We start from the raw sequence: 18,455 nt of genomic DNA, 5'->3' as shown, positions 1-18,455 counted from the left end.
GATGAGGAAGACCCAGGCGCTGGTGATCCTGGCCCGCAAGCTGGCCAGGATCGCCTTTGCCCTGATGAAGAAGCGGGAGGATTACATCCCTCGAACTGCCTAAAAGCGCTTGCAGGGCAACATAGAATCTCCCACAAATAAGGCAAGTGCGGCTCCTGGACCCCGTGGGAGCGAATTTTCATTCGCGAGCTTTTCCGCATTCATTCACCCCCCTGATAACGCCCATCGGCTGCCGGCGAGCGGATTAGACTCCGGCACGGCACAACAACAAGAAGGGCGATACCGCTATGCACAACCGCATCATGATCACCGGCGCCGGTTCTGGACTGGGCCGGGAAATCGCGCTTCGCTGGGCCCGCGAGGGTTGGCAACTCGCGCTGGGAGACATCAACCCGGACGGCCTGGAAGCAACCCTGGCCCTGGTGCGCGAGGCGGGCGGCGATGGCTTCACCCAGCGCTGTGACGTGCGCGACTACAGCCAGCTCACCGCCTTCGCCCAGGCCTGCGAGACGCGTCTGGGCGGCATCGATGTGGTGGTCAACAACGCCGGCGTGGCTTCCGGCGGCTTCTTCAGCGACCTGTCGCTGGAGGACTGGGACTGGCAGCTGTCGATCAACCTGATGGGCGTGATCAAGGGCTGCAAGGCCTTCCTGCCGCTGCTCGAGCGCAGCCAGGGGCGCATCATCAACATCGCCTCGCTGGCCGCGCTGATGCAGGCGCCGGCGATGAGCAACTACAACGTGGCCAAGGCCGGCGTGGTGGCGCTCTCGGAAAGCCTGCTGGTGGAACTCAAGCCGCAGGGCATCGACGTGCATGTGGTCTGCCCGTCGTTCTTCCAGACCAACCTGCTGGATTCCTTTCGCGGCCCGGACCCGGCCATGAAGGCGCAGGTGGGCAAGCTGCTGGACAGCTCGCCGATCAGCGCGGCGGACATCGCCGACTACATCTTCGCGGAAGTCGCCAAGGGCACCTTCATGATCCTGCCTCACGAACAGGGGCGCATGGCCTGGGCGATCAAGCGGCAGAACCCGGAGGTGATCTACCAGCAGATGATCGCCATGACCGAGAAGATGCGCGCCAAGCGCGGGGCATGACGCTTGCCGGCCGGCGGGCGCCTGTGTAGGGTGCCCGGCTGGTCAACCGTTCCGGATGTTTCCGCATGCGTTCTCCCTCCCGCCTGTTGCTGCTGCTGGCGCTGGTCGTGGCCGCGCTGAACCTGCGACCCGGCATCACCTCGCTGGCGCCGCTGATCGAACGCATCGCCACCGAGCTGGCGCTGAGTCGCGCCAGCATCAGCCTGACCACTGTGCTGCCGGTGATGTTCATGGGCCTGCTGGCGCCGCTGGCGCCCCGCCTGGCGCAGCGCGTTGGGCTGGAACGCACCCTGCTCGGTTGCCTGCTGTTGATCGCCCTGGCGCTGTCGCTGCGCCTGGCCGCCACTTCCAGCCTGGTGCTGATCGGCAGCGCCGCGCTGGTCGGCATCGGCATCGCCGTGGCCGGTCCGCTGATGTCCGGCTTCATCAAGCGTCACTTCGCCCAGGGCCTGGGCGCGGCCATCGGCTGGTTTTCCCTGAGCATGTCCATGGGCGGCGCCGCCGGCGTGGTGCTGACCCAGCCACTGACCCACGGTTTCGCCGACCGCTGGCCGCTGGCGCTGGCCTTCTGGGCCCTGCCGGCGCTGCTGGCCGCATTGTTATGGCTGCGCCTGCCCAACCGCAGCGAGCCGCCCGGGCTGGTGCCAACCGGTGGACTGCCATGGACGGTGCCGCGCGCCTGGCTGATCACGGCCTTCTTTGCCCTGCAGTCGGGGTTGTTCTATGCGCTGAGCACCTGGCTGGTGGCGCGTTACGGCGAGGCCGGTCTAGGGGCGATGCGCAGCAACGGCCTGCTCAGCCTGTTCATGCTGGCCGGCATGCCCTGTTCATTCCTGGTGCCCTGGCTGGCGCACCGGGGCGTGAGCCGGCCGCTGCTGCTGGGTGGCTGCTCCACGCTGGCGCTGCTGTGCCTGTCACTGATCGCGCTGGCGCCGGCCTTCCAGCCCGAACTGACGGCGGCCTTGCTCGGCATCGCGCTGTCGAGTTCGTTCGCGCTGGCGCTGATCCTGCCCATGTACGAGGTGAACTCGCCGCTGGAGGTCAGCCGCTGGACGGCGATGATGCTGTCGGTCGGCTACACCCTGGCCTGTGTGATGCCGCTGCTGGTGGGCCTGTTGCGTGACCTGTCCGGCAGCTACCGGCTGCCGTTCACGGTGCTGGCGTTGATGGCCGCGGTCATGCTGCTGGTGACCCTGGCGCTGCGCCGGCGCGGCTGATGCGTCCTGCGCGCCCCTGTGCTAGCTTCCCCGCCCAGACCGTTTCTCTGGATAGAGATTGATCCGTGCAAGCCGAATCCATCGTCTATGGCTGCATTCGTGGCTGGCCGGCCACCGACCCGCTGGGCGCCGAAGTGCGCCAGGCCCACAATCGCCGCATGCTGGCCGAGCTGCCGGATGAGCAATGGAGCTTCCTGGGTCGGGAGATGTTCTCCTGTTGCGAGCAGCCCGGGGCCGGTCTGTTCCAGACCCAGGTGATCCATTTCGGCGCCAGCTATCCCGGCATCGAGTACGAATGGAAGCTGTGGGTCGCGCAGTTCGAAGAGCTGCTGCGGCGGCTGTACTGGAGCAGCGCGGTGGTGCACCTGGAAACCGAGCTGAGCGGCACCCACACCTTTCACTGGGAGTCGGAAAGCGGCTTGCACAGTCCCCGCCAGGGCGAGCTGCGCATGCGCTGTGCCTGGGAGCGCGAGGGCGCGCGGATCTGAGGGTCTGTGCGGGCCCGCTTATCTGGCCGCCGTCGCCCTGCACCCAGCCCCCGTTATTCCTCCAGCCACTCCTTCGGCACCTCCTCGCGCAGGGCCAGCTGGCACTGCTGGCTGTCCGGGTCGAAGACGATGACCGCCTGGCCCTTTTCCAGGGCGCGGCGGGCGCGGGCGACGCGGGTGTCCAGCGGGGTGTCGTCGCCGTTGTCGGTACCTTCGCGGGTGACGAAGTCTTCCAGCAGGCGGGTCAGGGTCTCGGCTTCGATCAGGTCGTGGGGAATCAGCATAAAGGCTCTCCGGAATGCGGCCGCCATGCTAGTGGGCGGGCGGACGAATGCAAAGCCCGCCCTCCCGTTCCTCAGCCCTTGTCCTTGCCGCAGCTCACCAGGCTGTCCACCGCCGGCACGCGGGTTTCCGGTTCCATCTGGGTTTCGTGCTCGAGCTGGTGGCTGAAGGGCTCCAGCGAGGCCTGGGCCGGCTTGGCGTCGCTGGCGAACACCGGCGGGCTGATCACATAGGCAGCGATCAGCCGGGTCAGCGCCAGCAGGCTGTCGCGGTGGGTGCGTTCGTAGCCGTGGGTGGCGTCGCAGCCGAACGCCAGCAGCGCGGTGCGAATGTCGTGGCCGGCGGCGATCGCCGACTGGGCGTCGCTGTGGTAGTAGCGGAACAGGTCGCGGCGCACCGGGATGTCCTGTTGTTCGGCCAGGCGCAGCAGGTGGCGTGACAGGTGATAGTCGTAGGGGCCGCCGGAATCCTGCATGGCCACGGTCACCGCGTGTTCGCTGGAGCTCTGCCCCGGCGCCACCGGGGCGATGTCCACGCCGACGAACTCACTGACATCCCAGGGCAGGGCGGCCGCCGCGCCGGAGCCGATTTCCTCGGTGATGGTGAACAGCGGGTGGCAGTCGATGGGCGGCTCGATGCCGCTGTCCACCACCATCTTCAGGGCGGTGAGCAGGGCGGCGACGCCGGCCTTGTCGTCCAGGTGCCGGGCGCTGAGGTGGCCACTTTCGCTGAACTCCGGCAGCGGATCGAAGGCCACCACATCGCCGATCCGCACGCCCAGCGCTTCCACTTCCGCGCGGCTGGCGGCCAGGGTGTCCAGGCGCAGCTCGATGTGGTCCCAGCTCACCGGCAGGCTGTCCACCTCGGTGTTGAAGGCGTGCCCGGAAGCCATCAGCGGCAGCACACTGCCGCGTATCACCCCGCCATCGGTGAACAGGCTCACCCGGCTGCCTTCGGCGAAGCGGCTCGACCAGCAGCCCACCGGCGCCAGGCACAGGCGGCCGTTGTCCTTGATCTCGCGCACGCTGGCGCCAATGGTGTCCAGGTGCGCGGAAATCGCGCGATCCGGGCTGTTCAGCCGGCCCTTGAGGGTGGCGCGCACGGTGCCGCGCCGGGTCAGCTCGTAGGGAATGCCCAGTTCGTCCAGGCGCTCGGCGACATAGCGCACGAGGGTATCGGTAAAGCCGGTGGGGCTGGGGATGGCGAGCATCTCCAGCAGCACCTGGCGCAGGTAGGCCGTATCCGGGTCGGGCAGGGGATGGGACATGATGACTCCTTGGCGCGCGACGCCTCAGCCCTGCGTCTGGCTGAGCGGGAACAGCAGGTCGATGAAGCGTTCGGCGGTCGGTTGCGGTTCGTGGTTGGCCAGTCCGGCGCGCTCGTTGGCCTCGATGAACACGTAGTCCGGCTGGTCGGCGGCGGTGACCAGCAGGTCCACGCCGACCACCGGGATGTCCAGGGCGCGTGCCGCCTGCACGGCGGCTTCGGCGAGCGCCGGGTGCAAGTGCGCGGTGACGTCCTCGAGGATGCCGCCGGTGTGCAGGTTGGCGGTGCGCCGCACGGCCAGGTGCTGGCCGTTCGGCAGCACGCTGTCGTAGTCGAAGCCGGCGTTGAGCAGGGTGCGCTGGGTTTCCTCGTCCAGCGGAATGCGGCTTTCGCCGCCGGTGGCAGCCTGGCGGCGCCGGCTCTGCGCCTCGATCAGCGCGCGGATGCTGCGCTGGCCGTCGCCGATCACCTCGGCGGGATGGCGTAGCGCGGCGGCCACTACCTCGAAACCGATGACCAGCACGCGCAGGTCCCGGCCTTCATGGAAGCTTTCCAGCAGCACGCGGCTGTCGAAGACGCGGGCAGCGGCGATGGCCTGTTCCAGTTCCTCTTCGTTGCGCAGGTCGACCGCCACGCCCTGGCCCTGTTCGCCGTTCAGCGGCTTGACCACCACACGCCGGTGCTCGGCGAGAAACGCGGCGTTGTCCTCGGCGCTGCCGGCCAGTTGCTGGGCGGGCAGGAACAGCCCGGCCTTGCGCAGGCAGCGGTGGGTCAGGCGCTTGTCCTGGCAGAGGGTCATGCTCACCGCGCTGGTCAGGTCGCTGAGCGACTCCCGGCAGCGGATGCGCCGCCCACCGTGGCTGAGGGTGAACAACCCGGCCTCGGCGTCGTCCACCTGCACCTCGATGCCGCGGCGCAGGGCCTCGTCGACGATGATGCGCGCGTAGGGGTTGAGCTCATCCTGCGGACCGCGCCCCAGGTACAGGGCCTGGTTGATGCTGTTGCGCCGCTTGACCGCGAAGGTGGGCAGGTTGCGAAAGCCCAGCTTGGCGTACAGCGCCTTGGCCTGCTGGTTGTCGTGCAGCACCGAGAGGTCCATCCAGGCCAGGCTGCGCGACTGGAAATGCTCGATCAGGTGGCGCACCAGCGCCTCGCCGACCCCCGGTCGCGGGCACTGCGGATCGACCGCCAGGCACCACAGGCTGCTGCCGCGCTCCGGGTCCTGGAACACCTCCTGGTGGTTGAGGCCCATCACCGTGCCCAGCGCCTGGCCGGTGTCGGTGTCCTCGGCCAGCCAGTACACCGGGCCGCCCTCGGCGCGCGGGGTCAGGCGCTGCGGGTCGACGGTCAGCATGCTGCGCGTCTGGTACAGGCGGTTGACCGCCTGCCAGTCGGCGTCGCTCTGCACCCGGCGGATCTGGAAACCGCGGAAGCTGCGCCGCGCCGGGCGGTAGTCGGAAAACCACAGGCGCAGGGTGTCCGAGGGGTCGAGGAACAGCTGCTGCGGCGCGTAGGACAGCACCTGCTGTGGCGCCTCCACATAGAGGGCGATGTCGCGCTCGCCGGGATTTTCCTTGAGCAGCTCACTGGCCAGGCCTTCGGCGTCCGGGAAGGTGTGGCCGAGCAGCAGGCGCCCCCAGCCGCATTGCAGGATCTGCGGAACACCGACCTCGCCCTGGCCTTCCTCGGCCAGGCGCGCCTGCAGGCGCTGGTAGGAGGGCGCCTGGCCACGCTGCAGACGCTGTTCGTACTGACCATGGGAGGAAGACTTGGACATGGGGCGTCTCCTGCCGTTCGGCGGGGGTGTCATCGAGGTCACGTTTACAGTCCTTGTTCACTGAGCCACAGATTCAGGGCGGCCAGCTGCCAGAGCTTGGAGCCGCGTAGCGGGGTGAGTTGTCCCTCGGGGTCGCTGAGCAGGCGATCCAGCATGCGGGTATCGAACAGGCCGCGATCCTGGCCGGGGTCCAGCAGCAGGCTGCGCACCCAGTCCAGGGTGGCGCCGTCCAGGTGCTTGAGGCCGGGCACCGGGAAGTAGCCCTTGGGACGGTCGATCACCTCGGCGGGAATGACCTTGCGCGCCGCTTCCTTGAGCACATGCTTGCCGCCGTCGGGCAGCTTGAAACGCGCCGGGATACGTGCCGACAGTTCCACCAGCCGGTAGTCGAGGAACGGCGTGCGCGCCTCCAGGCCCCAGGCCATGGTCATGTTGTCGACGCGCTTGACCGGGTCGTCGACCAGCATCACGGTGCTGTCCAGGCGAAGCGCCTTGTCCACCGCCTCGCTGGCGCCGGCGGCGGCGAAATGTGCGGCGACGAACTCGGCGGAGAAGTCGCGGCTGACCCAGGCCGGCAGCACGGTGGCGCGGTACTCGTCGAAATCGCGGTCGCGGAAGGCGCGCAGGTAGGCGTCCAGCGGATCGCTGGCACCGTTCACCTGCGGGTACCAGTGGTAGCCGGCGAACAGCTCGTCGGCGCCCTGGCCGCTCTGCACCACCTTGCAGTGCTTCGCCACCTCGCGGGACAGCAGGTAGAAGGCGATGCAGTCATGGCTGACCATCGGCTCGCTCATGGCGCGGAAGGCCGCCGGCAGCTCGCTGAGGATCTCCGCTTCCTGGATGCGCAACTGGTGATGATCGGTGGCGAAGCGCTGGGCGATCAGGTCCGAGTAGACGAACTCGTCGCCGCGCTCGCCGCCGGCATCCGCGAAGCCGATGGAGAAGGTCGAGAGGCGCTCCACGCCGACCTCGCGCAGCAGCGCCACCAGCATGCTGGAGTCCACGCCGCCGGAGAGCAGCACGCCGACGTCCACGGCGGCGCGCTGGCGCACCGCGACGGCGTCGCGCAGGCTGTCCAGCACGCGATCGCGCCAGTCTTCGAGGGCGAAGCTGCGTTCGGCCTCGTGCGGGCCGTAGTCGAGCTGCCACCAGGTGTGCTGCTCGCAGTTGCCCTGGGCATCGATGCGCATCCAGCTGGCCGGCGGCAGCTTTTCCACCCCCTTGAGCAGGGTGTGCGGCGCCGGCACCACGGCGTGGAAGCTCAGGTAATGGTTGAGGGCGACCGGGTTGATGGCGGTGTCGATGTCGCCGCCCTGCAGCAGCGCCGGCAGGGTCGAGGCGAAGCGCAGGCGCGCGCCGGTGCGCGACAGGTATAGCGGCTTGACGCCCAGGCGATCCCGGGCGATGAACAGCCGCTGGCGGTCACGCTCCCAGATGGCGAAGGCGAACATGCCGTTGAGCTTCGGCAGCAGGGCTTCGCCCCAGGCGTGGTAGCCCTTGAGCAGCACTTCGGTGTCGCCACCGGAAAAGAACTGGTAACCGAGGCTTTCCAGCTCGGAGCGCAGTTCGGGGTAGTTGTAGATGGCGCCGTTGAACACCATCGACAGGCCCAGGTCCGGTGCACTCATGGGCTGTCCGGACGCCTCGTCGAGGTCCATGATCTTCAGGCGGCGATGGCCGAAGCCCAGTGGCCCCTGGCTGTGGAAGCCGCACGCGTCGGGACCGCGCGGGGCGAGGTGGTGGGTGATACGGGCGAGGGCGGCGAGATCCGCCGGCTGCCCATCGAAACGTAGTTCTCCTGCGATGCCACACATGACCTTACCGGTTCTCCGTTGGGGTATGGGGTGGGTTGAGGTTCCTTTTTACCTAAGCAAGAAAAATACTTTCATGTCAAACCTTATTCTGGTCTATTGGTCTGATAAGGTCTGGGTTAGTGGGTAAATATAGTTATGACTGAAACTAATAAGGCCCTCGATGATGGCTATGCGGTGTCCATCTACCAGGCCTTGCGGCGCCTGCAGCAGGCGGCCGAGGTGCATGCCAAGCGGCTGTCGCGCTACGGCGGGATGACCCCTCTGCAACTGCTGATCCTGCAGACACTGGCGGTACGGGATCAGTTGACCGCCAGCCAGTTGTCGCGTTGCGTCAGCTTGTCGGCTGCGACCTTGTCCGGGGTGCTGGAGCGCCTGGAAGGGCGCGGGCTGGTCAGCCGCACGCGCGACGAGCAGGACCGCCGCCGGCACTGGCTGCGCCTGGAACCGGCGGGGCGGGCGGCGCTGGCCGAGGCGCCGTCACTGCTGCCGGCGCATGTGCTGGAACGGTTTGCGGAGCTGGAGGAATGGCAGCGCCACGCGCTGCTGGCAGGCCTGCTGCGCGCCGCCGACCTGTTCGAGGCGCCGGAAGAGGAGGAATAGGGGCGCGTTGGCGTCGAGGGGCCGGCGTTGCACCTGGCAATCGAAGGGCGGTCAACGCGACGCGTTGGCCGCCATGGGGTGCGGCGCTGCACCCAGTGGCGGCCGACCGCGCTAGTGGCCAGCTGGCCTCAGAGCTTGAAGCGCGCTACCAGACGGTTGAGCTCCGTGGCCAGGCGCACCAGTTCGTCGCTGATCTGTGCGCTCTGGCTGGCCTCGTGGGAGGTGGCGTCGGCGCTGCGGCTGATGGAGATGATATTGCGGTTGATCTCCTCGGCTACGGCACTCTGCTCCTCGGCCGCGGTGGCCACCTGGGCGTTCATGTCGTTGATGGTGGTGACCTCGCTGGCGATGCGCCCCAGGCTCTCGGCCGCGCGACTGACCTGTTCGGCGCCGCTGCGCGCCTTGTCCTGCGCGCCTTCCATCGCGTCCACCGCGTCGTCCACGCCTTCCTGCAGGCGCTCGATCATGGTCTGGATCTCTTCGGTGGACTTCTGCGTGCGCGAGGCCAGGGTGCGTACTTCATCCGCCACCACGGCGAAACCGCGACCGGCCTCGCCGGCCCGCGCCGCCTCGATGGCCGCGTTGAGGGCCAGCAGGTTGGTCTGCTCGGCAATGCCCTTGATCACGCCGACCACCGCGCCGATGTTGTCGCTGTGGCTCTCCACCTGACGGATCACCCCGGCGGCCTTCTCGATCTCGCGGATCAGCGCCTCGATGCCCTTGAGCGCCTCGTCGGCCACCTGCACGCCGTTGCGCGACTCGTCCTCGGCGCTGCGCGAGGCGGCGGCGGTCTGGGTGGCGTTGCTGGCCACTTCCTGCACGGTGGCGCTCATCTCGTTCATGGCCGAGGCCACCATGTCGGTTTCGCTGCGCTGTTCGTTGACGGCGCCAAGGGTCTTTTCGGACACCTGCGACACCCGTCCGGAGACCTCGCCCAGCTGGCTGGTCACCCCGGCCACCGCACCCAGGCTCTGGCGGAACTTGCCGATCATCTGGTTGAAGGCATGACCCATGGCGCCGATCTCGTCGACGGTCTTCACCTCCACGCTGCGGCTCAGGTCCTCGTCGCGGGTCATGGCTTCCATGGTGTGACGCATGTCGACGATGCGGCGGATGATCACCCGGCGCACGGTCCAGATCATGATCCATAGCCCGGCGACCAGCAGCAGCAGCTGGATCAGCGCGGAAACCAGGATGTTGCGATCCACCTGGGCGTCCAGCTTGGAGAGGTCGTAGCTGATGCGCACCGCACCCACCACGGCATCTTCCGGCACCTGGTGGCACATCAGGCAGTTGGTGCCGCGATAATCCTTCTGCGCATGGATCGGGTTGACCACGGTCAGCACCCGACCCTTGTCGGTCTCGGTGATTTCCATGATCGCCTCGCCGTTCAGGGCGCGACGGTCGAATTCATCGGCGGGCGCCTGGTGATCGAAGCCGGGACCGAAGACCTTGTTGATCTCCTCGTCGCGGATGATGCGCGCCTCGATGATGCCCGGGCTGGCGAGGATCTTGTCGCGCAGGATGCCGCGCTGCGCCATGGTCCCGGTGAGCATGCTGGTGTTGATGAAATCGAAGTAGGTGTCGGCGGTGTCGCGGGTGCGCTGCTCCATCACCTGCTGGATCAGGTTGCGCTCGTTGTTCGCGGAGTAAATCAGCGAAGCCAGCATGAGCAGACCCAGCACCAGCACCATGGCCAGGTTGATCTTGGTCTGCACGGACATCTGATGTTTGACGGCGTTGCTCATGGTGCTCCTTGAATCTCCGGGCCCGCCGGCCTGGAGGAGAAGGTCTTGGGTGGCGAACCGGGCCGATCAGATGGCTTATCGGCAGCGATGCCGAGGGCTTGAACAGCTTCGATGTTCTCGGCGGTCGATGATATTAAACCAATGGCCATTGCAGCCGGATGTACGCGCGGGGACGATGCGCGTCACGCCGTGGAACACTCTGCGCACAGGCTTACAAAACATAACGATCAGTCGATTGTCAGCGCTTTGCGGCGCTGTCTAGGATACCGACGACCATCCCCGACAGAGGGCTGGCCCACAATAACAATAAGGAGAAAGGTCCATGAGTGAGCCCAAACGGCGCACACAGGCGGGTTCGTGCGGGTATTCCCCCCGGCGGCCGACAGTCTCGTCATTCCTGTCGCTGCGCTCAGTGCTCGCCCTGTGCGGTATTCTCGCCGGCCTGCCGCTGGCCGCCATCCCTGCCCAGGCGCAGGATGATGTCGTGCAGTATTCCATCGAATCCCCCAAGGCCGTGCAGGGCCTCGTCCTGGACATCGCCCACGCCGGCAAGCGCCTGGTGGCCGTCGGCGAGCGGGGCCACATCCTCTATTCCGACGACAGCGGCCGCAACTGGATCCAGGCCCGCGTGCCGACCCGCCAGCTGCTGACTGCCGTCACCTTCGTCGATGAGCAGTACGGCTGGGCCGTCGGCCATGACGCCCTGATCCTCGCCACCCAGGACGGCGGCGCCACCTGGGTGCAGCAGTTCGAGGACCGCGAGCGCGAATCGCCGTTACTGGACATCTGGTTCCGTGACCGTCAGTACGGGCTCGCCGTGGGCGCCTACGGCGCGCTGCTGGAAACCCGTAACGGCGGCCGTAGCTGGGACGACGTCAGCGACCGTCTCGACAACGAGGACGGCCAGCACCTCAACGGCATCGCGGCGGTCAAGAACGCTGGCCTGGTAATCGTCGGCGAAATGGGCGCACTGTTCCGCTCCGCCGACTGGGGCCAGAGCTGGGAGCGCCTGGAAAGCCCCTATGAAGGCACCCTGTTCGGCGCCCTGGGCACCGCCCGCAACGACACCCTGCTGATCTACGGCCTGCGCGGCAACCTGTATCGCTCCGCCGACTTCGGCGACACCTGGCGCGCCGTTTCGCTGCGCAGCGCTGCCGGCGAGCTGGTGTTCGGCCTCAACGGCGGCACCCTGCAAGGCGATGGCACCCTGGTGCTGGTCGGGCATGGCGGCAGCGTGCTGTCCAGCGTGGATGACGGGCGCAGCTTCACGGTATTCAACCGCCCGGATCGCCAGTCGCTCTCCTCGGTCGCCGATGACAGCGCCGGACGCCTGGTGCTGGTCGGCCAGGGCGGCATCCATGCCACCGGCCTCACCGCCGAGCAGATTGCCGACAGGCCGGTCGCCGGCACGCCCGCCGCCAAACAACAATAAGAGCGAGTATTCACATGTCCAGTCATCGCCAGAATCGTGCCGGGCTGCTTGAGCGGCTGATCTTCAACAACCGCCCCGTGGTCATCCTGCTGTGCCTGCTGGCCACGCTGTTCCTGGCCTGGCAGGCCAGCCAGATTCGTCCCTCGACCAGCTTCGAGAAGATGATCCCGCTGGAGCACCCCTACATCCAGAACATGATCGAGTACCGTGACGACCTGGCCAACCTGGGCAACACGGTGCGCATCGCGGTCGCGGTGAAGCAGGGCGACATCTTCAACGCCCAGTACATGGAAACGCTGCGGCAGATCCATGACGAAGTCTTCTACATCAATGGCGTCGACCGCTCTGCGCTGAAGTCGCTGTGGAGCCCCAGCGTGCGCTGGACCGAGGTGACCGAAGAGGGCTTCGACGGCGGCGAAGTCATCCCGCAGAGCTATGACGGCTCCCGGGCCAGCCTCGACGAGCTGCGCTCGAACATCCTCAAGTCCGGCCAGGTCGGCCGCCTGGTGGCCAACGATTTCCGTTCCAGCATCGTCGATGTGCCGCTGCTGGAGGTGTTTGCCGATCCGGAAGACCAGAGCCGTCTGCTCAACCTGGACTACCGCGAGTTCTCCCACGCGCTGGAAGAGAAGATCCGCGACAAATACCAGGCCCAGGACCCGAACGTGGAAATCCACATCGTCGGTTTCGCCAAGAAAGTCGGCGACCTGATCGACGGCCTGGTGGCGGTGGTGATGTTCTTCGGTGTCGCCTTCCTGATCACCATGGTGCTGCTGTACCTGTTCACCCACTGCTCGCGCAGCACGGCGGCGGTGCTGATCACCACCCTGATCGCGGTGATCTGGCAGCTGGGCCTGATGAACCTGGCCGGCTTCGGTATCGACCCCTACTCGATGCTGGTGCCGTTCCTGATCTTCGCCATCGGCATTTCCCACGGCGTACAGAAGATCAACGGTATCGCCCAGCAATCCAGCGGCACCGACAGCCCGCTGACCGCCGCCCGGCTGACGTTCCGCCAGCTGTTCCTGCCCGGTATGATCGCCATCCTGGCCGACGCGGTGGGCTTCATCACCCTGCTGATCATCGACATCGGCGTGATCCACGAACTGGCCATCGGCGCGTCCATCGGCGTGGCGGTGATCGTGTTCACCAACCTGATCCTGCTGCCGGTGGCGATTTCCTACCTGGGCATCAGCAAGCGGGCCGTGCAGCTCAGCAAGCAATACGCCGCCAGCAATCACCCGTTCTGGCGCCTGCTGTCCAACTTCGCCAATCCGGTGGTGGCGCCCATCTCCGTGGTGCTGGCGCTGGTGGTGGCCATTGGCGCGTTCTGGTACCAGAAGGAAAACCTGCAGATCGGCGACCTGGACCAGGGCGCGCCGGAACTGCGTCCGGACTCGCGCTACAACCAGGATAACGACTACATCATCCGCCACTACTCGACCAGTTCCGACGTGCTGGTGGTCATGGTCAAGACCGGTGCGGAGGGCTGCTCGGCCCACCAGACCCTGTCGGCCATCGACGAGCTGATGTGGAAGATGGACAACACCCCCGGCGTGCAGTCCGCGGTGTCGCTGGTCAGCGTGTCCAAGCAGGTCATCAAGGGCATGAACGAGGGCAGCCTCAAGTGGGAGACGCTGTCGCGCAACCAGGACGTGCTCAACAGCTCCATCGCCCGCGCCGAAGGCCTGTACAACAACGCCTGCTCGCTGGCCCCGGTGCTGATCTTCCTCGAGGATCACAAGGCCGCGACCCTCAAGCGCGTCACCGCCGAGGTTGAAGCCTTCGCCGCGCAGTACAACCGTGACGGTCTGGAGTTCCTGCTGGCCTCCGGCAATGCCGGCATCGAGGCGGCCACCAACGAGGTGATCGCCAGCTCCGAGCTGACCATCCTGATCCTCGTCTACCTGTGCGTGGCGGGCATGTGTCTGATCACCTTCCGCTCGATTGCCGCGACCATCTGCATCGTGCTGCCGCTGATCCTCACCTCGATCCTCGGCAACGCGCTGATGGCCTTCCTCGGCATCGGCATGAAGGTGGCGACCCTGCCGGTGATCGCCCTGGGCGTGGGCATCGGCGTGGACTACGGCATCTACATCTACAGCCGTCTGGAAAGTTTCCTGCGCGCCGGCCTGCCGCTGCAGGAGGCCTACTACGAAACGCTGAAGTCCACCGGCAAGGCGGTGCTGTTCACCGGCCTGTGCCTGGCGGTGGGTGTGGCGACCTGGATGTTCTCGGCCATCAAGTTCCAGGCCGACATGGGCCTGATGCTGACCTTCATGTTCATCGTCAACATGTTCGGCGCCCTCTGGCTGCTGCCGGCCCTGGCGCGTTTCCTGATCTCCCCGCAGCGTCTGGCGGGCAAGGAGGGTGGTTCGCTGTTCGCGCACTGATCGGCAGCGTCGTACCCGAAAAGACCGCGGCTCCGACCGCGGTCTTTTCGTTTCCGTCCGTCTCCAGCGTGGAATGCGGCAGTCCACGCGCCATCCAATCTGGCCTACGCATACGGCGGCACCACGCCGCCAGGAGGCCAGCCATGACAGCCGAGCATTCCGAAATCCGTGCCTTGATCGAACGCTGGGTCAGCAGCGTGCGCCGGCGCGATCTGGAGGGCATCACTGCCACCTACGCGCCGGACGTCGTGGCGTTCGACGCCATCGGGCCGCTGCGCTTCACCGGCCGGGCCAGCTACCGCGAGCACTGGCAACGTTGCCAGGAGCAGGTCAGGGGCGAGCCGCTGCTCGAAATGAATGACCTGCGCATTGAGCAGGACGGGGCGCTGGCCTGCGCCTATGGGCTGTGTCACTGCGGCTGCGCCAATGAAAAGGGCGAAATGGAAAGCGCCTGGATGCGCTTCACCCAGGTGTTGCGGCGCATCGACGGGCAATGGTTGATCGTGCACGAACACTGGTCCGCACCGTTCGATCCGCAGAGCGGCCAGGCCCACTTTGATCTGCAACCCGAATGAGGATCCCCCCATGACCCAGGCAATCCCCAACGAGTACCCCGGCCTGATTCCCTACCTGAGCATTCGCGGGGCCGCGCAGGCCATGGAGTTCTATCGGAAGGCCTTCGGTGCAGAAGTTGCCTACCGCATCAACGGCCCCGAAGGGCGACTCGGCCATGCCGAACTGCGGGTCGGCAAGGCCTGTTTCATGCTCGCCGATCCCTGCGATGCCAACAGCCACATGGCTGCTGCTCCCGAGCATTCCAGCGCCATCAGCCTCTATTTGTATGTGGAGGACGTCGATACCTGTTTCGCCCAGGCCCTGACCGCCGGGGCCGAGCAACTGATGGCGCCGCAGGACATGTTCTACGGCGACCGCAGCGGCATGCTGCGCGACCCTTACGGTTTCGTGTGGAACCTGGCTAGCCATGTTGAGGATGTCGCCCCCGACGAGCTGGAACGCCGTGCCGCCGAGATGTTCACCCAGCCGCCGCCGGGCACGCCCTGAGCGAAGCTGTGAGGCCTGGCCGGGACACATCCGGCGAGGTTTGCGGCGGCCAGAGTGAGCGGTGTTCCTGGGAGCGGCTCTCTAAAAGCAGACGACGGGCGCAGCCGTGCAATCCCCCCGGCGGCTGTGTAGGCTAGCCGCTGGTCGGCGCGCTTCGCGCCGAGTGCTGGAGTTTTCTGCTCGTGCGCATTGCCTCCAAGACGCTGCTCCGCGTGCTGCTCGCCCTGCTGCTGCTGGCTCTGTTGCTGTGGTTCTGGCGACCCTGGCAGGGGCCGCTGGTCACCGGCTACCAGCTGGAGGAACGCGCGCTGGTGCAGCGGGTGGTGGCCAGCGGCGAGGTGTCCAGCCAGTCGCTGGCGCGCATCGGCAGCGAGCTTACGGGGGTCGTGAAGGCCCGCCATGTACGCGAAGGCGACCGCGTCGAAGCCGGAGACCTGCTCATCGAGCTGCGCGACGACGAACAACAGGCTCGCCTGCGCGAAGCCCAAGCCGCGCTGCGCCAGTTGATCGATTCCAGCCGCCCGCAGGCCGAGGCACTGCTGCGTGATACCGAAAGCCAGCTGGCCCAGGCCAGCCGCGAGCGCGAGCGTCGCGAAACCCTGTTCGAGCGTGGTCTGCTGTCCGCCGAGGCCCGTGAACAGGCGCGGCGCGCTGAACTGACCAGCCGCGTAGCCCGTGACCGCGCCCGTCTGCAGCGCGACGCGCTGGCCGAGGGCGGCAGCGAGGAACAGCAACTGCGCCAGCGCCTCGAACAGGCGCACGTCGCCGTGGCGCGCACGCGCATCCATGCCGCCCACGCAGGCACCGTGCAGAGGCGCAATGTCGAGCCCGGCGATCTGGTGCGCCCCGGCGACCTGCTGCTGGAGATCGCCCGCGCCGACAGCCGCGAGATTCTCCTGCCGCTGGACGAGAAAAATCTTGGGCCGGTGGCCCTCGGCCAGCCGGCCTGGGTGATCCCCGATGCCTGGCCCGAGCGCGTGCTCAACGCGCAGGTCAGCTACCTGGCCCCCGCCGTGGACCCCAACCAGGGCACCCTGGACGTTCACCTGGAACTGCTCGACGAGGCGGATTTCCTGCGCCAGGGCATGAGCGTGTCGGTCAACATCGAAACGGCGCGCCGCGAGCGCGCCCTGGTGATCGGCAACGATGCCCTGCTCGGTCGCGAAGGTGGTCAGGCGCAGGTACTGCGGGTCGCCGCCGACGGCACGATCGAACGGGTAGGGGTGCGCCTGGGCCTGCGCAGCGTGGCGCTCAGCGAGGTGCTGGACGGGCTGCAGGCGGGCGATCGCGTGCTCAACGTGAATGCCGAGCCGGGCCGCCGGGTGCGTGTCGACCTGCTGCCGCTGCCGGGCGCGGAGTGAGCCATGCGCTGGCTGGATGCGCTGTGGCTCGAATGGAAGATCGCCCTGGCCTTCCTGTTCGACAACAAACTGCAGACCCTGCTGATCATGGTGGGCATCGCCGTGGGCTCGGCGGTGATCGTGTTCATCACCGCGCTGATCACCGGCCTGCAGGCCAACGTCATCGAGCGCACCCTGGGCACCCAGGCGCACCTGAAGGTGCAGATGCCCGATGACGCCAACCGGGTGCTGCCCGCGCCGGATGGCGCCGTGGCCCTGGTGCTGGAAAGCCCGCGCGCCCAGCGCCTGCGCTCGCTGAGCAACTGGCAGGCGCTGCGCGACCTGCTGGACGGCCAGCCGCAGGTACTGGCGGTATCGCCGCTGGCCACCGGCCCGGCCATCGCCCGGCGCGGCCTGGCACGCGCCTCTGTGGCGTTGATGGGCATCGACCCGGACCGTTACCAGCGCATCGTGCCCGTGGCCCGCGACCTGGTGGCCGGCCGCTTCAGCATCGAGGGCGATCAGGTGGCCATCGGCAGCGAGCTGGCCAAGGACCTCGGGCTGAGCGTTGGCGACAAGCTGCGCCTGGACGGCGGCCAGGGCCGCGAGCTGATCATGCGGGTGGCCGGCATCTTCGAGCTGGGCGTGCGCGAGCTGGATTCCCGCTACGTCTACCTGGACCTGCGCCAGGCGCAGATCCTCCTCGACCTGCCGGGCGGAGTGACGCAGATCGACCTGACCGTGGAGGAGATCTTCGCCGCCGAGGAAATCGCCGAGCGCCTGGCGCGGCTCACCGGCATGCAGGCGGAAAGCTGGATGGCCACCAATGGCCAACTGCTCAACGCCCTCAGCTCGCAGACCATGACCACCCAGATGATCCGCATCTTCGTCGGCCTGTCGGTGGCGTTCGGCATTGCCAGCGTGCTGGCGGTCAGCGTGGTGCAGCGCACCCGCGAGATCGGCATCCTGCGCGCCATGGGCAGCCCGCGCCGGCAGGTCATGCGCGTGTTCCTGTTGCAGGGCGGGCTGCTCGGCCTGGCCGGCTCGGCCCTCGGCGGGCTGGTGGGCTGGGCGCTGGTCATGGTCTTCAACCTGATGGGCCCGGGACTGTTCTTCGTGCAGGTGCCCACCGGGCTGGTGCTGTCGGCGATGGGCGTGGCAACCCTCACAGGCGTGCTGGCGGCCGTTGCGCCGGCGCGGCGCGCGGCCCGTTACGATCCGGCGGTGGCGATCCGTTATGTCTGATACGCAGGAGGTGCTGCGCCTGGAAGGGCTGCGCAAGGTCTACAACCCCGGCACCCCACAGGAGCTGGAAGTGCTGCACGGCCTGGACATGCGCCTGGCGCGCGGCGAGCTGACCGCGTTGATCGGCCCCAGCGGCTCGGGCAAGAGCACGCTGCTGAATGTCATCGGCCTGCTGGACTCGCCCAGCGCTGGCGAGCTCTACCTGCTCGGCCAGCCGACCCGCACGCTGGACGACGAGGCGCGTACCCGCCTGCGCAACGAGGCCATCGGCTTCGTATTCCAGTTCCACCACCTGATCTCGGCCTTCAGCGTGCTGGACAACGTGCTGATGCCGCTGATGATCCGCCACGGTAAGCCGGAGCCGGCCGATGTGCAGCTGGCCGAGCAGTTGCTGGCCCAGGTGGGCCTCGAAGGCTTTGCCGGCAAGCGCGCCGGGCAGCTGTCCGGCGGTCAGCAGCAGCGCGTGGCCATCGCCCGCGCCCTTGTGACGCGCCCGGCGCTGCTGCTGGCCGACGAACCCACCGGCAACCTGGATACCCGCACGGCGGAGCAGGTGTTCGAGCTGTTCCGCGAGATCAACCGCGAGTTCGGCTGCGCCGTGCTGGTGGTCACCCACGACCCGCGCCTGTCGGCCAGTTGCCGGCGCAGCATCGAGCTGGTCGACGGGCGCATCGTGCGGGATACGGGCGTGGCGTAG

The 18,455-nt window shown here is 67.4% G+C and carries 16 protein-coding genes and 2 pseudogenes; 12 read left to right on the top strand and 6 right to left on the bottom strand.

The genetic code is table 11. The features are described 5' to 3' along the window. The 4 genes and pseudogenes from SF06_RS18800 to SF06_RS16905 all read left to right on the top strand — a co-directional run. A pseudogene (locus SF06_RS18800) lies at window positions 1–103 on the top strand (IS110 family transposase); the annotation flags it as partial. 184 nt (window positions 104–287) lie between these two features. Beyond that, complete coding sequence (locus SF06_RS16915) at window positions 288–1,094, top strand: SDR family oxidoreductase (protein ID WP_039562768.1); 807 nt, start codon at window positions 288–290, stop codon at window positions 1,092–1,094. A 65-nt stretch (window positions 1,095–1,159) separates the two neighbouring features. Further along, the gene (locus SF06_RS16910) at window positions 1,160–2,311 is read left to right on the top strand and encodes an MFS transporter (protein WP_027589159.1); all 1,152 of its coding nucleotides are present in this window, start codon (window positions 1,160–1,162) and stop codon (window positions 2,309–2,311) included. A 65-nt stretch (window positions 2,312–2,376) separates the two neighbouring features. Then, entirely contained in the window at window positions 2,377–2,799 is a 423-nt protein-coding gene (locus tag SF06_RS16905; RefSeq protein WP_027589158.1) for a hypothetical protein, read from the top strand. A gap of 53 nt (window positions 2,800–2,852) precedes the next feature. On the opposite strand, the gene SF06_RS16900 is transcribed toward SF06_RS16905, so the two are convergent. From SF06_RS16900 to SF06_RS16885, 4 genes are all read right to left on the bottom strand, one after another. Continuing rightward, a complete protein-coding gene (locus SF06_RS16900) occupies window positions 2,853–3,083 on the bottom strand; it encodes a YheU family protein (RefSeq protein ID WP_027589157.1) in 231 nt (76 codons plus the stop codon). Window positions 3,084–3,154: 71 nt separating this feature from the next. Then, window positions 3,155–4,348, bottom strand: coding sequence for an osmoprotectant NAGGN system M42 family peptidase (locus SF06_RS16895; protein WP_039562767.1), 1,194 nt, complete (start codon window positions 4,346–4,348; stop codon window positions 3,155–3,157). A gap of 24 nt (window positions 4,349–4,372) precedes the next feature. Beyond that, the gene (gene ngg, locus SF06_RS16890; protein WP_039562766.1) at window positions 4,373–6,124 is read right to left on the bottom strand and encodes an N-acetylglutaminylglutamine synthetase; all 1,752 of its coding nucleotides are present in this window, start codon (window positions 6,122–6,124) and stop codon (window positions 4,373–4,375) included. Between the two features lie 44 nt (window positions 6,125–6,168). After that, window positions 6,169–7,938 (bottom strand): N-acetylglutaminylglutamine amidotransferase, encoded by a 1,770-nt coding sequence (locus tag SF06_RS16885; RefSeq protein ID WP_039562765.1) that lies wholly within the window; start codon window positions 7,936–7,938, stop codon window positions 6,169–6,171. A gap of 135 nt (window positions 7,939–8,073) precedes the next feature. On the opposite strand from SF06_RS16885, the gene SF06_RS16880 reads away from it, so the two are divergent. After that, window positions 8,074–8,538, top strand: coding sequence for a MarR family winged helix-turn-helix transcriptional regulator (locus SF06_RS16880; RefSeq protein ID WP_027589153.1), 465 nt, complete (start codon window positions 8,074–8,076; stop codon window positions 8,536–8,538). Window positions 8,539–8,666: 128 nt separating this feature from the next. Here the strand turns inward: SF06_RS16880 and SF06_RS19105 are convergent, their stop codons facing one another. Both SF06_RS19105 and SF06_RS19100 read right to left on the bottom strand, forming a co-directional pair. Further along, a complete protein-coding gene (locus SF06_RS19105; RefSeq protein WP_413786115.1) occupies window positions 8,667–9,395 on the bottom strand; it encodes a methyl-accepting chemotaxis protein in 729 nt (242 codons plus the stop codon). A gap of 132 nt (window positions 9,396–9,527) precedes the next feature. Further along, window positions 9,528–9,680 (bottom strand): annotated as a pseudogene (locus SF06_RS19100) (HAMP domain-containing protein); the annotation flags it as partial. A 928-nt stretch (window positions 9,681–10,608) separates the two neighbouring features. Between SF06_RS19100 and SF06_RS16870 the strand changes: the two are divergent. The 7 genes from SF06_RS16870 to SF06_RS16840 all read left to right on the top strand — a co-directional run bounded on the left by SF06_RS16870 (window position 10,609) and on the right by SF06_RS16840 (window position 18,455). After that, window positions 10,609–11,718, top strand: a complete 1,110-nt coding sequence (locus tag SF06_RS16870) for a WD40/YVTN/BNR-like repeat-containing protein (protein ID WP_051587315.1) — start codon at window positions 10,609–10,611, stop codon at window positions 11,716–11,718. A gap of 14 nt (window positions 11,719–11,732) precedes the next feature. After that, the gene (locus tag SF06_RS16865; protein WP_039562763.1) at window positions 11,733–14,111 is read left to right on the top strand and encodes an efflux RND transporter permease subunit; all 2,379 of its coding nucleotides are present in this window, start codon (window positions 11,733–11,735) and stop codon (window positions 14,109–14,111) included. A gap of 143 nt (window positions 14,112–14,254) precedes the next feature. Beyond that, entirely contained in the window at window positions 14,255–14,686 is a 432-nt protein-coding gene (locus SF06_RS16860) for a YybH family protein (protein WP_027589150.1), read from the top strand. A 10-nt stretch (window positions 14,687–14,696) separates the two neighbouring features. Further along, window positions 14,697–15,173: a VOC family protein gene (locus tag SF06_RS16855; protein ID WP_039562762.1), complete on the top strand. Its 477-nt coding sequence runs from the start codon at window positions 14,697–14,699 to the stop codon at window positions 15,171–15,173. Between the two features lie 188 nt (window positions 15,174–15,361). After that, a complete protein-coding gene (locus SF06_RS16850; RefSeq protein WP_052199861.1) occupies window positions 15,362–16,534 on the top strand; it encodes an efflux RND transporter periplasmic adaptor subunit in 1,173 nt (390 codons plus the stop codon). Window positions 16,535–16,537: 3 nt separating this feature from the next. Then, entirely contained in the window at window positions 16,538–17,758 is a 1,221-nt protein-coding gene (locus tag SF06_RS16845) for an ABC transporter permease (protein WP_039562760.1), read from the top strand. Continuing rightward, on the top strand, window positions 17,751–18,455 hold the full coding sequence (locus tag SF06_RS16840) for an ABC transporter ATP-binding protein (RefSeq protein ID WP_039562759.1): 705 nt from the start codon (window positions 17,751–17,753) through the stop codon (window positions 18,453–18,455). Before SF06_RS16845 ends, SF06_RS16840 begins: the two co-directional genes overlap by 8 nt.

The organism is Pseudomonas flexibilis, assembly GCF_000802425.1.
Classification (GTDB): Bacteria; Pseudomonadota; Gammaproteobacteria; order Pseudomonadales; family Pseudomonadaceae; genus Serpens; species Serpens flexibilis.
The sequence above is the reverse complement of the archived record's forward strand: the minus strand, read 5'-3'. Positions and strand labels throughout refer to the sequence as shown.

Bases quoted from the DNA above. Each gene is read 5' to 3' on its own strand.
- SF06_RS16880 (WP_027589153.1), top strand. From the start codon at position 8,074: ATGACTGAAACTAATAAGGCCCTCGATGATGGCTATGCGGTGTCCATC.
- SF06_RS16870 (WP_051587315.1), top strand. From the start codon at position 10,609: ATGAGTGAGCCCAAACGGCGCACACAGGCGGGTTCGTGCGGGTATTCC.
- SF06_RS16845 (WP_039562760.1), top strand. From the start codon at position 16,538: ATGCGCTGGCTGGATGCGCTGTGGCTCGAATGGAAGATCGCCCTGGCC.
- SF06_RS16840 (WP_039562759.1), top strand. From the start codon at position 17,751: ATGTCTGATACGCAGGAGGTGCTGCGCCTGGAAGGGCTGCGCAAGGTC.
- SF06_RS16865 (WP_039562763.1), top strand. From the start codon at position 11,733: ATGTCCAGTCATCGCCAGAATCGTGCCGGGCTGCTTGAGCGGCTGATC.
- SF06_RS16900 (WP_027589157.1), bottom strand. From the start codon at position 3,083: ATGCTGATTCCCCACGACCTGATCGAAGCCGAGACCCTGACCCGCCTG.
- SF06_RS16910 (WP_027589159.1), top strand. From the start codon at position 1,160: ATGCGTTCTCCCTCCCGCCTGTTGCTGCTGCTGGCGCTGGTCGTGGCC.
- SF06_RS16895 (WP_039562767.1), bottom strand. From the start codon at position 4,348: ATGTCCCATCCCCTGCCCGACCCGGATACGGCCTACCTGCGCCAGGTG.
- SF06_RS16915 (WP_039562768.1), top strand. From the start codon at position 288: ATGCACAACCGCATCATGATCACCGGCGCCGGTTCTGGACTGGGCCGG.
- SF06_RS16885 (WP_039562765.1), bottom strand. From the start codon at position 7,938: ATGTGTGGCATCGCAGGAGAACTACGTTTCGATGGGCAGCCGGCGGAT.
- SF06_RS19105 (WP_413786115.1), bottom strand. From the start codon at position 9,395: ATGGTGGCCTCGGCCATGAACGAGATGAGCGCCACCGTGCAGGAAGTG.
- ngg (WP_039562766.1), bottom strand. From the start codon at position 6,124: ATGTCCAAGTCTTCCTCCCATGGTCAGTACGAACAGCGTCTGCAGCGT.
- SF06_RS16860 (WP_027589150.1), top strand. From the start codon at position 14,255: ATGACAGCCGAGCATTCCGAAATCCGTGCCTTGATCGAACGCTGGGTC.
- SF06_RS16855 (WP_039562762.1), top strand. From the start codon at position 14,697: ATGACCCAGGCAATCCCCAACGAGTACCCCGGCCTGATTCCCTACCTG.